The sequence below is a fragment of the Paraburkholderia sediminicola genome (genome assembly GCF_046027825.1).
Lineage (GTDB): Bacteria > Pseudomonadota > Gammaproteobacteria > Burkholderiales > Burkholderiaceae > Paraburkholderia > Paraburkholderia sediminicola_D.
In genome coordinates this window covers 258990-276629 of the sequence record NZ_JAQQDU010000001.1, presented here as the reverse complement: position 1 = coordinate 276629, position 17640 = coordinate 258990, and the positions used below count along the sequence as shown (strand labels likewise).

Genomic DNA, 17640 nt, shown 5'->3' with positions numbered 1-17640 from the left:
ATATTCAATGAGTGTGAGTTCAGGACGTCAGGACGAATTGCTGGGCCTGTCGAAACAGTACGCGGCGTTGCCGGCGGACAAGCGCGCCGTGTTCCGGCTACGCGCCGCCGAAAAGGGGCTGCCCGTCGACCGTTTGCCGATCGTCGCGTTGTCGCCGCGGCCTGCGCGCGCGCCGCTGTCGCATGCGCAGGAGCGCCTGTGGTTTTTGTGGCGTCTGGAGCCGTCGAGCTCGGCGTATAACGTGTCGCGCGCGGTGCGCATGGTGGGCGCACTGCGTGCGGATGCGGTCCGCCGTGCGTTCGAGCAGTTGGCCGTGCGTCATGAAAGTTTGCGTTCGCGATTCGGCGAGGACAACGGCGTGCCGTATCAAACGGGGCTGGCGGTGGCGGCGCCTGAGGGTCACGAAGCGGTATTCGAGTGGCGCTTTGACGATATTTCGGTTTGCGAAACAACGGTAGGCGACGCTGTGCAACGGCACGCACAACTTCAGGAACGCCTCGGTGACCAGGCGCGCGAGCCGTTCGATCTGGAGCGCGGTCCGGTGATGCGTGTCGTGTTGACGCGCGTTGCCACCGATGAGCATGTGCTGCAGTTCACCGCGCACCATATCGTCACGGACGCGTGGTCGATGGGTCTGCTCGGCCGCGAATTTGCTCAACTGTACGAAGCCGGGGTGCGCGGCGCGGATGCCATGCTCGAACCGCTGGCGTTGCCGTCGTTGCCATCGCTGCATTACGCGGACTTCGCTCAGTGGCAGCGCGACTGGGCCGGCGACCGTCGCGCCGATGCCGAACTGGATTTCTGGCGTGGCCGGCTGGGTGGGGAACGAAGCCTGCTGGCGTTGCCGCTCGATCGTCCTCGCACGGTCGAGCGCAGCATGGAGGGCGCGCGTTGCGTCGTCGCGGTTTCGCGTGCAACCGCCGATGCGTTGCGGCGGACTGCGCGCACGAACGGCGTGTCGCCGTTTGCTGCGTTGCTGGCGGTCTACTGCGTGCTGCTCGCGCGATACAGCGGTCAGCACGATTTCTGCGTTGGCGTGCCGGTGAGTGGCCGCGAGCGCGCGGAAACGCATGGGCTCGTGGGGTTTTTCGTCAACACGCTGGTGATCCGTGCTGAACTGTCGATGTCGATGAGCATCGGCGAACTATTCGCACACTTAGGCGAACGCGTGGCCGAGGCGCAGGCGCACCAGGCGGTGCCGTTTGCGCGCGTGGTCGAAGCGTTGCAGCCGCAACGCGAGCGCTCGCACTCGCCGCTGTTCCAGACGATGTTCAACTACGAAGTGGCTGGACGTACGGAAGACACGAAACTCGCGGGCCTGTCGATTCGCGCGGAAGCCGCCTCGACGCGGACAGCCCGATTCGATCTCGTTCTCAATGTGCTTGAAGACAGCGATGGTCTGCGGTTGACGTTCAACTACGCAGTCGATCTGTTCGACGCATCGACGATCGAGCGGGTAAGCGGGCACTACGTGGAACTGCTGGAGCAGATGTGCGTGTCGGGCGAGCGCCGGCTGTGCGAGCTGTCGATGGGGGCGGGCGCCGGTGCCGCGAGTGCGGTGCAACGCGTGTCGTATGCGTATGAGCCGACCGTGGTGCGCTTCGAGTCGCGCGCGCGGGCCTGTGGTGAAACGCAGGCGGTGGTCTGCGGCGATGAGCGGCTCAGCTATGCGCAGCTCGACGCGTGGGCGGACCGCCTGGGTGTCGCGCTGATGCGTGCAGGTGTGGCGCACGAGGAGCGGGTGGGGGTGTGCCTCGAGCGCTCGGCGGGAATGGCCGCGGCGCTGCTGGGGATCTGGAAGGCGGGCGCGGCACAGGTGCCGCTGGATCCGTCGTATCCGGAAGCACGGCTGCGCGAGATGATCGAGGATGCGGGCGTGCGTTGCGTGATCGTCGATGCGGCGAGCGCGGCGCGTCTGTCGGAGGTGCTCGAAGGCTGTGTGCAGGTGCGGATCGGGGATGAGGCTGGACAGCCGGATGAACACGCCTGGCTTGCAGCCCTGCACGGGCTGCGCAAACGCACCGCATCGATCCATCCGGAGCAGCTCGCGTACGTGATCTACACCTCGGGCTCGACCGGGCGGCCCAAGGGCGTGGCAGTGAGCCAGCGCGCGCTGTCGCTGCATCTGGACGACTTCGTCGGCACCTACGGAATCTCGGCGCGGGACACGCTGCTGCAGTCGTCGACGATCAACTTCGATGTGGCGCTGCACGAACTGCTGCCGGCGCTGCTGATGGGCGGCCGGGTGTGCATGCGTGGGGCCGCTGCATGGGACCTGCAGGCGCTCAGCGGCGCGCTGGCCACCCACCAGGTGACGTTCGCGCGGATCCCGACGGCACTGTGGCAGCAATGGCTCAGTGAGGCACCGTCACGCGAGGCGCTGCCGGCATTGAGGCAGATCACGGTGGGCGGCGAAGGTCTGCCGGGCGATGCGCTGGCGCGCTGGCAGCGCAGTGCGCTGGCCGGCGTGCGGCTGGACAACCTGTACGGGCCGACCGAGACGACGGTGGCGGCGCTGTACCGGCGCACGCAGGCAGAGGATACACAGCACGTGAGCGCGCCGATTGGCATTGCGTATCCGGGGCGCAGCGTGTGCGTGCTGGACGGGTACGGCAACGAGGTGCCGGTGGGCGGGCTGGGCGAGCTGTGCATCGGCGGGGTGTCGCTGGCGCGGGGGTACCTCGGGCGCCCGGGGCTGACGGCGGAGCGCTTCGTGCCGTCGCCGTACAACGACGGAGAACGGCTGTACCGCAGCGGGGACCTGTGCCGGCTGCGCGCGGATGGCTGCATCGAGTACCTGGGCCGGCTGGACCAGCAGGTGAAGCTGCGCGGGTACCGGATCGAGCTGGGAGAGATCGAGGTGCAGCTGCGCGGGTGCGCGGGCGTGGAGCAGGCGGTGGTGGTGCTGCGCGGGGAGGGCGAGCGTCGGCGGCTGGTGGCGTACTGGGTGGGTGAGGCGCAGGCATCGCAGTTGCAGGCGGCGCTGCAGTCGAGGTTGCCGGGATACATGGTGCCGGGCGGGTGGATGAAGCTCGCGCGGCTGCCGGTGATGGCCAACGGCAAGCTGGACCGGGGCGCGCTGCCGGCGCCACAGGAAGACGAGGCGTGGCAGGCGGTGGCGCCGCGCACGGCGCGCGAGACGCAGATGCGGGCGATCTGGGCGTCGGTGCTGGGGCGCGAGGCGCAGCTGGGGGTGACGCAGAACTTCTTCGAGGCGGGGGGCGATTCGATCGTGAGCCTGCAGCTGATTGCGAAGGCGCGTCAGGCGGGGTTGAAGCTCACGCCGAAGCAGGTGTTCGACCATCCGACGATCGAGGCGCAGGCGCGCGTGGCGGTGGAGCTGGGCGGGGGCGGTGCGGAGCAGGCCGGGCAGGCAGAGATACATGACGTGGTGCCGCTGACGCCGATCCAGGGGAGCTTCTTCGAACGGTTTGTGGAGGCGCCGTCGCACTGGAACCAGGCGGTGCTGCTGCGGGTGCGCGGGGGGCTGGAGGTGGCGCTGCTGGAGCGTGCGGTGCAGGCGCTGGTGGCGCAGCACGATGCGCTGCGGTTGCGGTTCATGTGGGCGGATGACACAGAGCATGCGGGCGCAGAAGAGCAGGGCGCGGCACAAGAGCAACGTGCAGCAGATGCGCGTGACACGGCAAAAGAGCCTGCCGTAACACGAGCGCAGGACGCAGCGGAAACACCGACACGCGGCTGGGCACAGCGACAGACCCGGCAGCAGGAACCACTGGTCGGACAGATCGCAGTCGAAGACAGCGAGATCGAGACACGCGTGTGGACACAGCGGGTAGAACCGCTGCAGATCCAGCAACAGGAACCACTGGTCGATCAGATCGCAATCGGCGACGGCCCGAACTGGGAGCAGGCGCTGCACGATGCATGCACGCGGGTGCAGCGGCAACTGGACCTGCGGCGTGGTCCGTTGCTGAAGGCGGCGTATCTGGACTTAGGACAACACGGCCAGCGCGTGCTGCTGGCGATCCACCACCTGGCGGTGGACGGGGTGTCGTGGCGCATCCTGCTGGAAGAGTTGCAGCAGGCGTATGCCCAGGCGGAGCGTGGCGAGGCGATCGCGTTGGGAACGCGCAGCACGCCGTTCAGTGTGTGGAGCATGCGTCAGCACGAGTACGGGATGCAGGCCGAGCGGCTCGCCGAACTGGGGTGGTGGCAGCAACGGCTCACGGGCGTGGTGGCGTGGCCGGCAGTGGATGCGCAGGCAAAAGCCGGATTGAGAAGTAAATCGACAAGCGAATCGACAGGCACATCGACAAGGGAATCGACAGCCAAATCGATGAACGAATCGATGAACGAATCGACCGGCACACCAACCGCCACCCATACAATCCGCCTCGACCCGCAGACCACCTCGGCGCTGCTCTACAACGGCGCGCACGGAACAGGCCGCACTGCCCTCACACCCGAAGTCCTGCTGCTGGCCGCGCTCACGCGTACGCTGGCGCAGCGCAGCGCGCAGCCGCGTGTGCTGGTGGAACTCGAAGGGCACGGCCGCGAGGACATCTTCGATGACATCGACCTGACGCGTACGGTTGGATGGTTCACAACACGCTATCCGGTAGTGCTGGAAGCGCAGGGCGATGCCCATCACGCCCTGCACACAGTGCGCACCGCACTGGGCGAAGTGCCGCAGCGCGGTCTGCACTGGGGTCTGCTGCAGGCGCGTGCGTCGCGCGATGCAACGGTGCGCGAAGCGCTCGCGGGACTGCCGCAGGCGACGGTAGGCTTCAACTATCTCGGCCAGTTCGATGCGAGCCTGCCGGAGTCGGCACGCTTCGCGTTCGCGGAAGAGCGGGGCGGCGACTCGGTACAGACAGGACTGCACGATGCGCAGGCAAAGGCGCTGCAACTTGACGCGCTGGTGGCGGACGGCGCGCTGCAGGTGAGCTGGCGCTACCGCACAGACCAACTCTCGCAACAGGACATCGAAGCGTGCGCCACGAACTTCGCGCAACAACTACGCGACATGATCGATGCAGCCAGCACTCACGGCCATCTATCGAACGCTGACGAACCCCCAGCGCGCGCCACGTCGACGCTCTTCTCGATGCGCTACCCGGCCAGCAACGACGACGAGTCGGGCATCTGGGCGCAGCGCCTGAACGCCGAGTCGGCGATACACGCGGCGCGCACGATGCGTACGGCTCAGAATGGCGTGCCGTTGCCCGCGGGCATGCTTGCGCTTAACAGCCTGCGCGCGCCTGCGCGGCTGTTCTGCATCCATCCCGGCTACGGATTCGTCGCCGAGTATTGCCACCTTGCGCAAGCACTGAACGGTGTGGCGACCGTCTACGCAATCCAGTCGCCGATGTTTTCCGACAGCGAATGGACCGCGCCGAGCTTCGAAGCGCTCGCAGCCAACTATGCCGAGCGGATGCGTGCGGTTCAGCCGCACGGACCGTATCGATTGCTGGGGTGGTCATTTGGTGGACGTGTCGCCGTCGCGATGGCGGCGTATCTCGAGTCGCAAGGCGAATCGGCCGATCTCGTCGGCCTCGGCGACACGGCATCGCACTTCACATTGCCGCCGCCAGCGCGAGGGTCTCGCAACGGTGCTCACGCCGGGCAGTCCGCAGAGGCGGATTCAGCAGCTGAGGCAACCGGTGGTTTCGATCGCGCGTTGCAACTCGCGATGCGCGTCGATGCGCATCACGTCGATCTGATCCGCGCTCACACGTTGCCGCGCATTGCCTCACCGATCACGATGTGGCGCGCGTCGCAAAGCGAGGAGGGTCCGGAGCGTCGACTCGACTGGGCGCATCACACGGCGGGCGGTTATCGCGAAACGCGGCTGGATGCATCGCATTCGAATATTTTGCGGCAGACCGTGCTGCATGACGACCTGCGCAACTGGTTCGAAGCACGCCGCTAGCGCCACACGAAACGCCGAATGCGTGCTCAGGACTCAGCACCGGTTCCCAGGCGCAGGTGGCGTAGGCCGCCTCACGGACGTCGCAGCAAGCGATTCGGCGTTTCGCCGATCTCCCTGCGGAACATCGCAATGAAACTACTGCTGCTCTGATAGCCGAGTTCGTCGGCGACCTTCGAAACCGGGTCGCCGACGGCCAGCCGCGCCATCGCCTCGACGAGGCGCAACTGCTGACGCCATTGTCCGAAAGTCAGGCCCGTCTCCTGGCGGAACAGCCGCGCCAGCGTGCGCGCGCTGGCACCCACCGTCGCACTCCATTGCTCGAGCGTGTCGTCGTTCGCGGGGGCCGTGAGCAGTGCGCTGCAGATCGCCCTCAATCTGCGGTCGCTCGGCAGCGGCAGGCCGCCTTGCATCGTCGCCTGAGCATCGCGAAGTACCGCAAGCAGCAGCGGTGCAATATGCGCACCCAGACTGTCCGGACCATAGTCGTTCGGCTGCTCCGCGAGGCCGATGGTGAGTTCGTGCATCAGCGGCGTGACCAGCACGACGCGGCACGTCGGCCACAGCCACGGCGCCGCATCCGGCTCCAGATACACGCTATAGGAATTGACCTCGCCGATCGCGTGCAACTCGTGATCGACGCCGGGCGGCAGCCAGATGGCGCGCATGGGCGGCAACATCCAGCTGCCCATCGGCGTCAGGACCCGCGCTGCGCCTTCCATTGCGTAGAACAACTGCGCCTGCTCGTGCGAATGCCAGATCTCGCGATGGCCGTTCGGGTACTTCGAGCCGCGCGCCATCACCGGGCGGGGTTGCCGCCGATATTCGAAGCCGAATTGCTCTCTCCAGATCGGATCCATGTGAGTTCCCGGGTTGTTCAAACTGCCAAAAAATGTCCGTTTCGCGACATTCGGTGGCAAGACAGCGTGCTTCCACCGTCGGTATCATTCCACGTCTCCTCCGGATTGGCAAATACATGCGAACTAAAATAAGAACGAGTCGCATTAGCATTACGATTATCGATTAACTTAACCACACTAGATAGAAAGGGCTTTGGAGATGTGCGATCGGGGAACGAATCGGATGACGCGGATGCAATGGGCGATGGCCGCGGTATGGATGACCGCCGCAGCAGCGGCTCACGCGCAGACCACAGGGGAGCCGGCCGCAACATCGGGCGGCACAGCTGGCGATGCCACCAACTCGAACACGTTGCCGGCTGTTGTCGTATCCGCACCCGCTGGGGACGATAGCGGAACAACCGGCTTTGTCGCGAAGCGTAGCGTCGCCGGATCGAAGACGGACACGCCGCTGACCGAGACGCCGCAGTCGGTGTCGGTGGTGACCCGCGATCAGATGGACGCGCAGGCCGCCCAGACGATCGATGCCGCGATCCGCTACGTGCCCGGTGTGACAACACAGGATAACGACACCCGCTTCGATCAGGTCACCGTGCGCGGTTTCGATCTCGACGACGCTACGTACCTCGACGGGATGCGTCTGATGCGCACGACCTGGTATGCGACGCCACGGATCGATCCGTATTTTCTCGATCGCATCGATGTCGTACGCGGACCGGTCTCGGTGCTCTACGGGCAGGGGAGCCCTGGCGGCGCCTTGCTGTTGACCAGCAAGCTGCCGACAAGCTATCCGTTCCACGAAGTGCAGGCGCAGATCGGCAGCGACAACCGCTATCAGGGCATGTTCGATCTGAGCGGCCCGGTCGACCAGAATGGCACGATCCTGTATCGCGTGACGGGCCTCGCACGCGACGCCGACTCCCAGACCGACCACATCAAGGAACAGCGTGTGGCGATTGCGCCGTCCGTCACGTTCCGGCCGGACAAGAACACGACCTTCACGGTGCTCGGCAGTTACCAGTACGACCCGCAAGGCGGCCTGTTCAATCCGGTCCCCGCAGCGGGCACGATCCTGCCGAACGTCAATGGCACGATCTCGTCGCACGACTATCTCGGCAATCCGAACACCGACCGCCTCAAGCGCGAGCAGTTCTCGATCGGCTATCTGTTCGAGCATGCATTCAACGATACGTGGAAAGTCCGTCAGAACGTCCGCTATCTGCATCAGGACATCCAGTATTACCAGAACTCGATCTTCGGCTCGCTCGCCCCCGATCAGCGCACGGCAGGTCTCTTCACCAACAACAACGACGAGCACCTGACGAATTTCACCGTCGATACGCAGGCCGAGGCCAAATTCGATACCGGCCCGGTCAATCAGACCGTGCTGTTCGGATTTGACGTGCAGCGTGTGATAAACCGCGTCAGCCGCGGCTATTCGATCGGTACGATCGATATCTTCGCGCCGGACTACAGCGATATCGCTTACGTGCCGGATAACACGAAGCAATTCATCGGGCAGACGCAATACGGTATCTACGCGCAGGACCAACTGCGCTACAAGAAGTGGACGCTGACGATCGGCGGCCGCCAGGATTGGGCGCGCAATTCGAATACGACCGACGGCGTTGGGTCAGAGAACCAGCAGCATGCGTTCACGTGGCGCGCGGGCCTGAACTATCAGTTCGACTCGGGGATCGCGCCTTACGCGAGTTACACGACTTCGTTCCAGCCCTATGCCGGCACGACGTTCAACGGCACACCGTTCCAGCCGACGCGCGGCAAGCAATATGAAGTGGGCGTGAAGTACCAGCCGAAGGGCTACAACGCGCTGTTCACGATCGCGGCGTTCGACCTGCGTCAGCAGAATGTCGAAACGAATGATGATGCGCATCCGGGCTTCACGGCGCAAACAGGCGAGATCCGATCGCGTGGTTTCGAAGCTGAAGCGCGCGTCAGTCTGACCGACAGCCTGAACGTCATCGCTTCGTATGCATTCCTGAACCAGCGGGTCACCTCCGCGGCGCCTGACGATCCTTCCCTCGGCAAGGCGGTGCCGAACGGCAGTCCGACCAATATGGCTTCGTTGTGGCTCGACTACACGCTGCATGGCGGCGACTACCGTGGTCTCGGGTTCGGTGCCGGGGCCCGCTACATCGGCGCATCATATGGAGACACGGCCAATACCTTCCAGGTGCCGAGTCACTTCCTCGTCGACGCGATGGTGCATTACGACGTGCGCAACTGGCATTTCGCGATCAATGCGAACAACCTGTTCAACCGTCAATACATCGCTTATTGCAATAGCGGAACGCAGTGCTACTACGGTTCGGACCGCTCAGTGATTGGAACAGTCAGGTATCAATGGTAAGGCTCATGTTGCAGGCCACCGGGGCATTTCGCCCCGGTGCGTCGCGGTTTAATGCCGCCACGAAAGCGACCGCGCGGTCCCGCCAGCTCATCAAGCGGATGATGTGCGCGCTGGTGGTCCCCGCGGTGCTTGCCGGCTGCCTCGCGCAGAAGCCGACGCCGCCGCGCGCGTCGGCGGGTGAGGACACGGCCGCGCAGGTCGTGATCCGTCGAACGGCGGACGGCGTACCGCACATCGAAGCAAAGTCATGGACCGCGCTTGGCTACGGGTATGGCTATGCGCAGGCGCAGGACAATCTCTGCACGCTCGCCGATGCGTTCGTCACGTATCGTGGCGAGCGTTCGGCGTTTTTTGGTGCGGACGCGAAGCCGCCGACGCGCGCGACGTTCGGTTTGCCACGCAATATCGATGCGGACTTCTTCTTTCGCCTGCTCGACGGACGCGAGCAGACCGACGCCTATCGCGCCCACCAGCCGGACAATGTGCGACAGCTTATCGCCGGCTTCGCACAAGGTTACAACCGCTATCTGGCGACGTTGCGCGCCGCACCGGACACGCAAGCCCACGCGGCGTGCCGGAATGAACGCTGGGTGCGCGACATCTCCGAGACTGACATCTATCGACGTCTTGCCGCCGCGAACTTCGTGGGCGGCTATACGGGCTTCATCGAAGCGCTCGCCAATTCTCATCCGCCCGGTATCCAGCTCGGACAGACGGCGCCGCAACGCGATGCGAGCCTTGGCGCCGAGCTCGGTAATACGTATCTGCAGGCGGGTGGTGTGCGCGATGCCGGCAGCAATGCGCTCGCCTTCGGCGCGGGTGTGACGGGCAGCGGGCAAAGCGTGCTGTTCGGCAATCCGCACTGGTTCTGGCAAGGACCCGACCGCTTCTATCAGGCCCAGCTCACGCTGCCCGGTCAGCTCGACGTGAGCGGCGTTTCATTTCTGGGCGTGCCCGTCGTGATGATCGGCTACAACCGTAACGTGGCTTGGACGCATACGGTGTCCAGTGCGCGCCGTTTTGGGCTGTTCCAGTTGTCGCTCGTGCCGGGCAAGCCGACCGTCTATCAGATCGATGGGCGTGAAGAGCCGATGACGCAACAGCAGATCACCGTCGATGCAAGGCAGGCCGACGGCACATCGAAGCCTGTCACGCGTACTTTCTATCGGTCACGCTTCGGTCCTGTGGTCGATCTGCACGCGATGTCGCCGGCACTCGCCTGGAACGACACCCAGGCGTTCGCGGTTCGCGATTCGAACGCGGACAACTACGCGATCTTCGAAAACTTTCTTCGCTGGGGGCAGGCGTCCTCGCTCGATGAATTCATCGCCACGCAAAAGCGGCTGGCCGCGACGCCATGGGTCAATACCGTAGCGATCGGGCGCGATGACCCGCGCGTGTGGTTCGCCGACATCGGTTCGATGCCCAACGTCGACGACGCGTTCGCCGCGACCTGCACGGCAAAGCCGCTCGGTGCGGCGTTCGACGCCAGAATGCCGGGCGTGCCGTTCCTGGACGGTTCGCGCTCGGCATGCCAGTGGCCGACGAGCCACGGCGCGGTGCGCGCGGGTGTGTTGCCGGTTGACGAGATGCCGTCGTTGCTGCGCACCGACTACGTGGCGAACATGAACAACAGCTACGGTCTGGCCAATCCGCAGCAGCCGCTTTCCGGTTATCCGCGTGTCGCAGGCGACCCGCGCGCGGCCCTGTCGCTGCGCGCGCAACTCGGACACGAGATTGCGCGTTCATGGATGGCCTTGCCGGCCGGCCAGCGCACGCTCGCGGCCCTGGGCACGCGTGTGCTCGATACGCGTACGCTAACCGCCGAACGTTTTCTGCCGCAGGTCATGCAAAGCCTGTGTGCCAGTCCGGATCCCGTCGTGCGTGTCGACAAGGATCGAACCGACGGGGCCGCGTTCGCAACGCCGCAGACGGTCCATCTGGCCGCGGCGTGCAAGACGCTGCGAGCCTGGCCCATGAATGCCGAAACAGACTCGCACGGTGCGGTTTTGTGGGAGGCGTTCTGGTCGCGTATCGAAGCGATTCCGGTCGATCAGCGCTATGCCGTGCCGTTCTCAATGTCAGCGCCGCTGTCGACGCCTGACGGACTGCGTGCGGACGACCCGCGTGTCGCTCAGGCGTTGGGCGCATCGGTGCTGGCGTTGCAGCACGCAGGCCTCGCCGTCGATGCGCCGACTGGCGCGGCACTCTACACGTCTCGCAATGGCAAACGCGTCGCCCTGTTCGGCGGCTGCAGCGAAAGCGGCTACTTTGTGTCGGCCTGTCCGATTGAACGCGTGGGCACGGGTGACAGCGTTCATGCCTCGATGGATGGCGCGGCAATCGGCAACACCTATATGCAGATCGTCAGCTTCGGCCCGCATGCGCGCGTGATCGCGAAAACCTTGCTCGCGCCCTCGGAATCCGACGACCCTGCGTCGCCGTCCAGCGCCGAAGGCACACTCGACTATGCGCAGAAGACCTGGCGCAATGCACCGTTCGACGCAGCCGATGTCGAACGCGAAGAAGTGAAATCGCAGCGTGTCACGCTGAGCGTGCCGATGCCGAAAAACTAACGACGTCCCTAGAAAAGGCTCCATTCGATCACTATGCACACTCTCTGGTTTCTGGTTAAAGGTTCACGTCAACGGTTGCTGCTGGCAATCGGTATGAGCCTTGTCAGCGGGTTCGGAAACGCGGCGATGGTCGCGCTTATCAACCAGGCGCTGTCCGCGTCGCGCGAACAGCTGGTCGAACTCGGCTTGCGTTTTCTCATGATCGGTGTCGTCGTGCTCATCACGCGGACAGCTTCGCAGACGCTCTTCATGAGCCTCGGGCAGAACGCCAAGGCGAGTCTGCGTATGAAGACCATCAACCGCATTGCGGCCGCGCCTTTTACCTATGTTGAACGCCAGGGGTCGGCGCGTTCGCTGGGCGTGCTGACGCAGGATCTGGATGCGATCGTCGTGCTGTTCGTCGGATTGCCCGGACTCGTGATGAACGGCGCGGTGATCGCCGGGTGCCTCGTCTATCTGGGTTTGCTGTCGTGGCAGGTGCTGGTGTTCGCCGCCGTCACGGTGCTGATCGGCTCGGCGGGTTTTCATCTGGCCAACACGCGCGGCATGTTCCATCTGCGCAGTTCGCGTCGCCGGGAAGATGCGCTGGTGCGTCATTTCCGTGCGTTGTTCGACGGCGCCAAGGAATTGAAGCTCCATCGGGCGCGGATGCGCGAGTTTATCGACGACACGCTGGCGACGAACGTCGAGGCAGTGCGTGTGCAGCGCACCCGCGGCTATGTGCTGTATGCGGCCGCGGCGAGCTGGGGCAGCTTCATCTTCTTCGCGTTCATCGGCTGTGTGCTGTTCGTTTTGACGCGCTATCTGCCCGTCACGCCGCATGTGATGTCCGGCTACGCGATGATCTTCCTGTACATGATCATGCCGATCGAAGGCCTGCTTTCCGCGATTCCGAATCTCAGCACGGCGCGTGTGGCGCTCGAACGCGTCGAGCAGGTGAACGCGGAGTTGCCCATCGAGCAAACGGTTGCCGCGCCGCAAGCCACGGCGTTCGAGAGCATTGTTCTTGAGGGCGTCACGCACCGGTATTTCCGCGAGAAGGAGAACGACGTCTTTACGCTCGGGCCGGTCAATCTGAGCTTCCGTCCCGGCGAACTCGTCTATCTGATCGGGGGCAACGGCAGCGGCAAGACGACGCTGGCGAAGATGCTCGTTGGGCTCTACACGCCCGAAAGCGGACGGATTCTGCTTAATGGCGAGGAAGTCGGCGAAGCGCAGCGTGACGCGTACCGGCAGCATTTTTCTGTAGTCTTCAGCGATTTCTTTCTGTTCGACACGCTGCTCGGTATCCGGCTCGACAACGTTGATGACGCCGCGCATGCATTGCTCGAAGATCTGCAACTCGCCCACAAGGTCAAGATCGAGAACGGCGTGTTCTCGACGCTAGAGCTGTCGCAAGGCCAGCGCAAACGTCTCGCGCTGCTGGTGTCGTATCTCGAGGACCGGCCGTTCTATCTGTTCGACGAGTGGGCCGCGGATCAGGACCCGCTGTTCAAGGACGTGTTCTACCGGCGCTTGTTGCCGGAGCTGAAGGCGAAAGGCAAGACGGTAGTGGTCATCACGCACGACGACCGCTATTTCCATCTCGCGGACCGTTATATCAAGCTCGATTTTGGGCAGGTGATCGAAGAGGGCGCTGGCGGCGCTCATCAGGCCGATCCTTTCCATGCCGATGCTCATGCCACTGAGCCGCTCCCTGCTCGTGCTCCGGCGAGCGCCTGAACCGTCCACTTTTTTTCCCGCGGCCGCCGGCTGCGGGTACAGCCAGAATTCCATGGTCAATACCAGTTTGTCCGCTACTGAATCTGCATCCGCGCTTCCGCTTTTCGAACTGGACCAGGTCCGGTTCGACATCGGCGGGACGCCGTTGCTGGATGATATCGATCTGTCGATTTCGCGCGAGTGCGTGACGGGTCTCATCGGTCACAACGGCTCGGGAAAAACGAGCTTGATGCGTCTGCTCGCTCGTCATCATGCGCAGGGTGCCGGCGCGATCCGTTTCGACGGCAAGCCGATCGCGTCGTGGAAGCCGCGCGAATTCGCACAACGGGTCGCGCATCTGCCGCAATACACCCCGTCTACCGACGGCCTGTTGGTGCGCGAACTCGTCGCGCTTGGCCGCTATCCCTGGCACGGCAGTCTCGGCGTATTCGGCGACGACGACCGCATGCAGGTTGCCGAAGCGATGCGGATGACCGACGTCACGCATTACGCGGACCGTCTCGTGGACAGCCTGTCCGGCGGCGAACGGCAACGCGTGTGGCTGGCGATGCTGATCGCGCAGGACAGCCGCTGTCTGCTACTCGATGAGCCGACGTCCGCACTGGACATTGCCCATCAGGTCGAGGTGCTGGATCTGGTGCGCACGCTCTGCGCGCAACGCAGTATCGCGGCTGTCGTCGTGTTGCACGACATCAACATGGCCGCGCGCTTTTGCGATCACATCGTCGCGCTGCGGCATGGACGTATCCTGATGCAGGGTACGCCCCGCGACATCATGACCGGGCCGAATCTGCAGGCCATTTACGGCGTGCCGATGAATGTGCTGCAGGACCCCAGCGGCCGGGTCGTGGGCATTCCGCAATGAGCGTCGACGGTTTGATTGCGCCCGTGTCAGAGAAGCGCCGCGTCTGCCTGCGGGCGCTGGCAGCGGCTGCGTTGGGCATGACCGCCACCGCGCAGGGCGCCGCGCTGAACGCAGCGGAGGGCACGCCGCGGCGGATCATTGTGATGAACTGGGATCTGACCGAAATGCTGCTTTCGCTCGGCGTTGCGCCCATCGGCGTGCCGGCGCCCGCATGGTACGTCAGCAGTGTCGTTGAGCCGCCGCTGCCGCGGGGTGTGGTCGATGTGGGGCTGCTGTTCCAGCCGAATTACGATCTGTTGTACGAACTACGGCCCGATCTGATGGTGATCACGCCCGCGCACGCCAGCGTGCAGGCTTCGTTCGAACGGATCGCGCCGACGCTGACGCTCGGCGCCTACACGATGGATCCTCAACCGTATCGTGCGATGCGGGCTGAAGCGGTGACGCTCGCCCGCCGCCTCGGCGTCGAAGCAAAGGCGGAAGCGCTGCTGAACGCGACGACCCGTTTGCTCGCGCAGTCGCGTGCGGCCCTCGATGCGGCGACGCCCGCGGGCGGTTATCCGGACGTCTATGTCGCGCAACTGGTCGACGATCGCCATCTGCGTGTTTTCGGCACCGGCAGCATGTTCAACGAGATCCTGCAGACGCTAGGTCTTCGTAACGCCGCCTTGACCGCGTTGGAGCGTGGGCACAACGGGTCCGGGATGGGCGGATCTGCCTATATCGTCGAACTGGACCGTCTCGCAGCGGCGCCCGATGCGCGCATCCTGTGGGTCGATTCGGGGGCGCCCGGCAATATGGCCGGCCTGCAACGCAATCCGGTGTGGCGGCAGTTGCCGTTCTCGCAGCCCGGAAGAACCGCGACCCTGCCGGTCATCTCGGCGACGGGTGCGTTGATCTCTGTCCAGCGTTTTGCACGCGCTGTCGCCAACGCCATGCAAAGCAGCCATGTCATCTAAACACCTGCCGCCTTCAGGCCAGCAAGATAGCCGCCCCGATGCGCTAGATACGCGAATCGGCCAGCCCGCACCTGCCGCACAGGCTGCGGCACCCCGCAATGTTCTCGTGCCGGTGACCTCGCTCGTCGTTCTCGCGGCCATCGCGCTGACCGTCTGGGTCCTGCAAACGCAGCTCGCCGGTTCCAGTCTCTGGTCCGCGATCATGGCGCCCGAACCGGGCAACCTTAGTCAACTGATCGTGCAAGACAGCGCGTTGCCACGCATCGCGATGACCTTGATCTGTGGCGCCGCGCTGGCCCTCGCGGGCGCGATTGCGCAACAGGTGCTGCGTAATCCGCTTGCCGAACCGATGACGCTCGGCATCTTTCCCGGTGCCTATCTGGCGCTCACGATCGCGACCCTCTGGGCGCCGGCGTGGATCGCCGCGCAGCGCGAGCTGATCGCGCTCGTGGGCGGAACGCTGGCGATGCTGCTGGTCTTCGCATTGGCATGGCGGCAACGACTCGCCTCGCTTGCGGTGATCCTGTCCGGCATGATTGTCAGTTTCTATTGCGGCTCGCTGACCCTCGCGCTCGCGATCTCGCACTTCCAGTTGCTGGCGGGACTCATGATCTGGGGCGGCGGCGCACTGGACCAGCAAGGCTGGCACGCCAGCGCCGCGCTGTTCGTGCGCCTGGTGGTCGCGGGGGCGGCGGTTTTCCTGCTACGCCGTCCGCTGAGCCTCTTCGAAGCCGGCGAAAGCACGGCGCGTGCCCTCGGCGTCTCGCTGATGCGTACACGCTTTCTCGCATTGGGTCTCGCCGTTGCCCTGACGGCGTGCGTCGTCAGCGCGGTCGGCGTGATCGGTTTCATTGGCCTCGCCGCGCCGACGCTGGCACGGCTCGCCGGCGCGCGGCGCTTCCAGCAGCGTCTCTTCTGGGCGCCTGTTCTGGGTGCCGCACTGTTGTGGCTGACCGACGCAATGGTGCAGGTGGTTGCCATCAGCGGGGTATTCGGCTCGCAACTTATTCCGACGGGTGCCGTCACCTCGCTGATCGGCGCACCGATGCTGTTGTGGCTGCTGCGGCAACTCAAGTCGCGCCCCGACCTGAGGTCGGACGTGCGTGACAGCGTGGCACTGATCAGACACAACCGGCCGGCGCGATTGATCGCGGGATTGGCCTTGCTCGCCGCGCTCGCTGTCGTCCTGTCGATGGTGATCGGGCGCGGGCTCGACGGCTGGCGGATCGTCAGCGTCGCCCAAATCGAGGCGCTGGCATTCTGGCATGTGCCGCATACTGCCGCCGCCATTGCCGCGGGCGTGATGCTTGGCCTTGCGGGAACGCTGGTGCAGCGCATGACAGGCAATCCGATCGCGAGTCCCGACCTGATCGGCGTGAGCTCGGGTGGGGCGCTTGGCATCGTTGCCGCCGTGTTCCTGTTTGCCGCGCCGGGACCGCTCGAGCTGTTCGCGTCGTGTCTTGCCGGCTCGATCGCTACACTGCTGTTCCTGCTGTGGTTCGGACGTCGCGCTATGTACGCGCCGGAGCGATTGTTGCTGATCGGCGTCGCCATTGGTGCGCTGTTTCAGGCGGTCAGCGGGACGGTGACCGCGAGCGGCGATGCTCGCGCTGCGCTCCTGCTGAACTTCGTTGTCGGCTCGACCTATTACGTACAGCCGATTGCGGCTGCCGTTGCGGTGGTGGTCGCGCTGGTGGGTCTGGGTGCGGCGCCCTTGCTGTCCCGCTGGCTCGAACTGCTGTCGCTCGGCGAAGGCACGAGCCGCTCGCTCGGCGTGCGGGTTGACGTCGCTCGCCTTGCCGTGCTGCTGCTGACCGCGCTACTCACGGCCACCTCGACGTTGATCGTCGGACCGTTGTCATTCGTCGGTCTGATGGCGCCGCATATCGCACGATCATTCGGGGTGTGCCGCGCGCGGGAACAATTGCTCGCCTCGGCGGCGATAGGCGTAGTACTGATGGTGCTCGCGCAGTGGTGCGGCAACCTGCTGCTGTTTCCCAACGAAATGCCGGCGGGCTTGATGGCCGCGTTGATCGGCGGACCTTATCTGCTGTGGTCGTTGTTAAAAGCGGCGCCACGCGCGGCATGACAACTGTGTTGGGAAGCCTGCGGCGTTTTCTTGACCCCCAAAACGCGTGCTGCCGCCTGAGCGGGGCACGAGGAACGGCCGACGGTAGAGAGCGCATTCGCGCTGCGCGTCGTGCGAGGCACGCATCATCAGTTCGATAGGCGACCAACAACGAGCTAGCTCGCTAGACCACCACTACTTTTTCACCAAACCTTTGTCCAATGTAACGAGACGTAACCAGGCGGCCAACAGTGCGATGTTATGCATCAGTTATTACAAAGTTGAAATACGCGGATGGCGGCCTTGCGCTATATTTCGCCCAACAACAC

8 protein-coding genes are annotated in these 17640 nt (G+C 64.6%); 7 read left to right on the top strand and 1 reads right to left on the bottom strand.

Annotated elements, in window-relative coordinates:
- Positions 1 to 7: 7 nt before the first annotated feature.
- The gene (locus tag PQQ96_RS01155) at positions 8 to 5893 is read left to right on the top strand and encodes a non-ribosomal peptide synthetase (RefSeq protein ID WP_408287603.1); all 5886 of its coding nucleotides are present in this window, start codon (positions 8 to 10) and stop codon (positions 5891 to 5893) included.
- A 71-nt stretch (positions 5894 to 5964) separates the two neighbouring features.
- Here the strand turns inward: PQQ96_RS01155 and PQQ96_RS01150 are convergent, their stop codons facing one another.
- Positions 5965 to 6750: an AraC family transcriptional regulator gene (locus tag PQQ96_RS01150; RefSeq protein ID WP_408287601.1), complete on the bottom strand. Its 786-nt coding sequence runs from the start codon at positions 6748 to 6750 to the stop codon at positions 5965 to 5967.
- Between the two features lie 223 nt (positions 6751 to 6973).
- On the opposite strand from PQQ96_RS01150, the gene PQQ96_RS01145 reads away from it, so the two are divergent.
- The 6 genes from PQQ96_RS01145 (at position 6974) to fhuB (ending at position 17332) form a co-directional block, all read left to right on the top strand.
- Positions 6974 to 9121 (top strand): TonB-dependent siderophore receptor, encoded by a 2148-nt coding sequence (locus PQQ96_RS01145; RefSeq protein WP_408287599.1) that lies wholly within the window; start codon positions 6974 to 6976, stop codon positions 9119 to 9121.
- Positions 9122 to 9219: 98 nt separating this feature from the next.
- A complete protein-coding gene (locus PQQ96_RS01140; protein WP_459252135.1) occupies positions 9220 to 11697 on the top strand; it encodes a penicillin acylase family protein in 2478 nt (825 codons plus the stop codon).
- 33 nt (positions 11698 to 11730) lie between these two features.
- Positions 11731 to 13419 carry a cyclic peptide export ABC transporter gene (locus PQQ96_RS01135; RefSeq protein WP_408287594.1) on the top strand — a complete coding sequence of 563 codons (1689 nt, stop codon included), beginning with the start codon at positions 11731 to 11733 and terminating at the stop codon, positions 13417 to 13419.
- A 52-nt stretch (positions 13420 to 13471) separates the two neighbouring features.
- Entirely contained in the window at positions 13472 to 14284 is an 813-nt protein-coding gene (locus PQQ96_RS01130) for an ABC transporter ATP-binding protein (protein WP_408287592.1), read from the top strand.
- Positions 14281 to 15243, top strand: coding sequence for an ABC transporter substrate-binding protein (locus tag PQQ96_RS01125; protein ID WP_408287590.1), 963 nt, complete (start codon positions 14281 to 14283; stop codon positions 15241 to 15243). Before PQQ96_RS01130 ends, PQQ96_RS01125 begins: the two co-directional genes overlap by 4 nt.
- A complete protein-coding gene (gene fhuB, locus PQQ96_RS01120; RefSeq protein ID WP_408287588.1) occupies positions 15233 to 17332 on the top strand; it encodes a Fe(3+)-hydroxamate ABC transporter permease FhuB in 2100 nt (699 codons plus the stop codon). Before PQQ96_RS01125 ends, fhuB begins: the two co-directional genes overlap by 11 nt.
- The last annotated feature ends 308 nt before the right edge of the window (positions 17333 to 17640 follow it).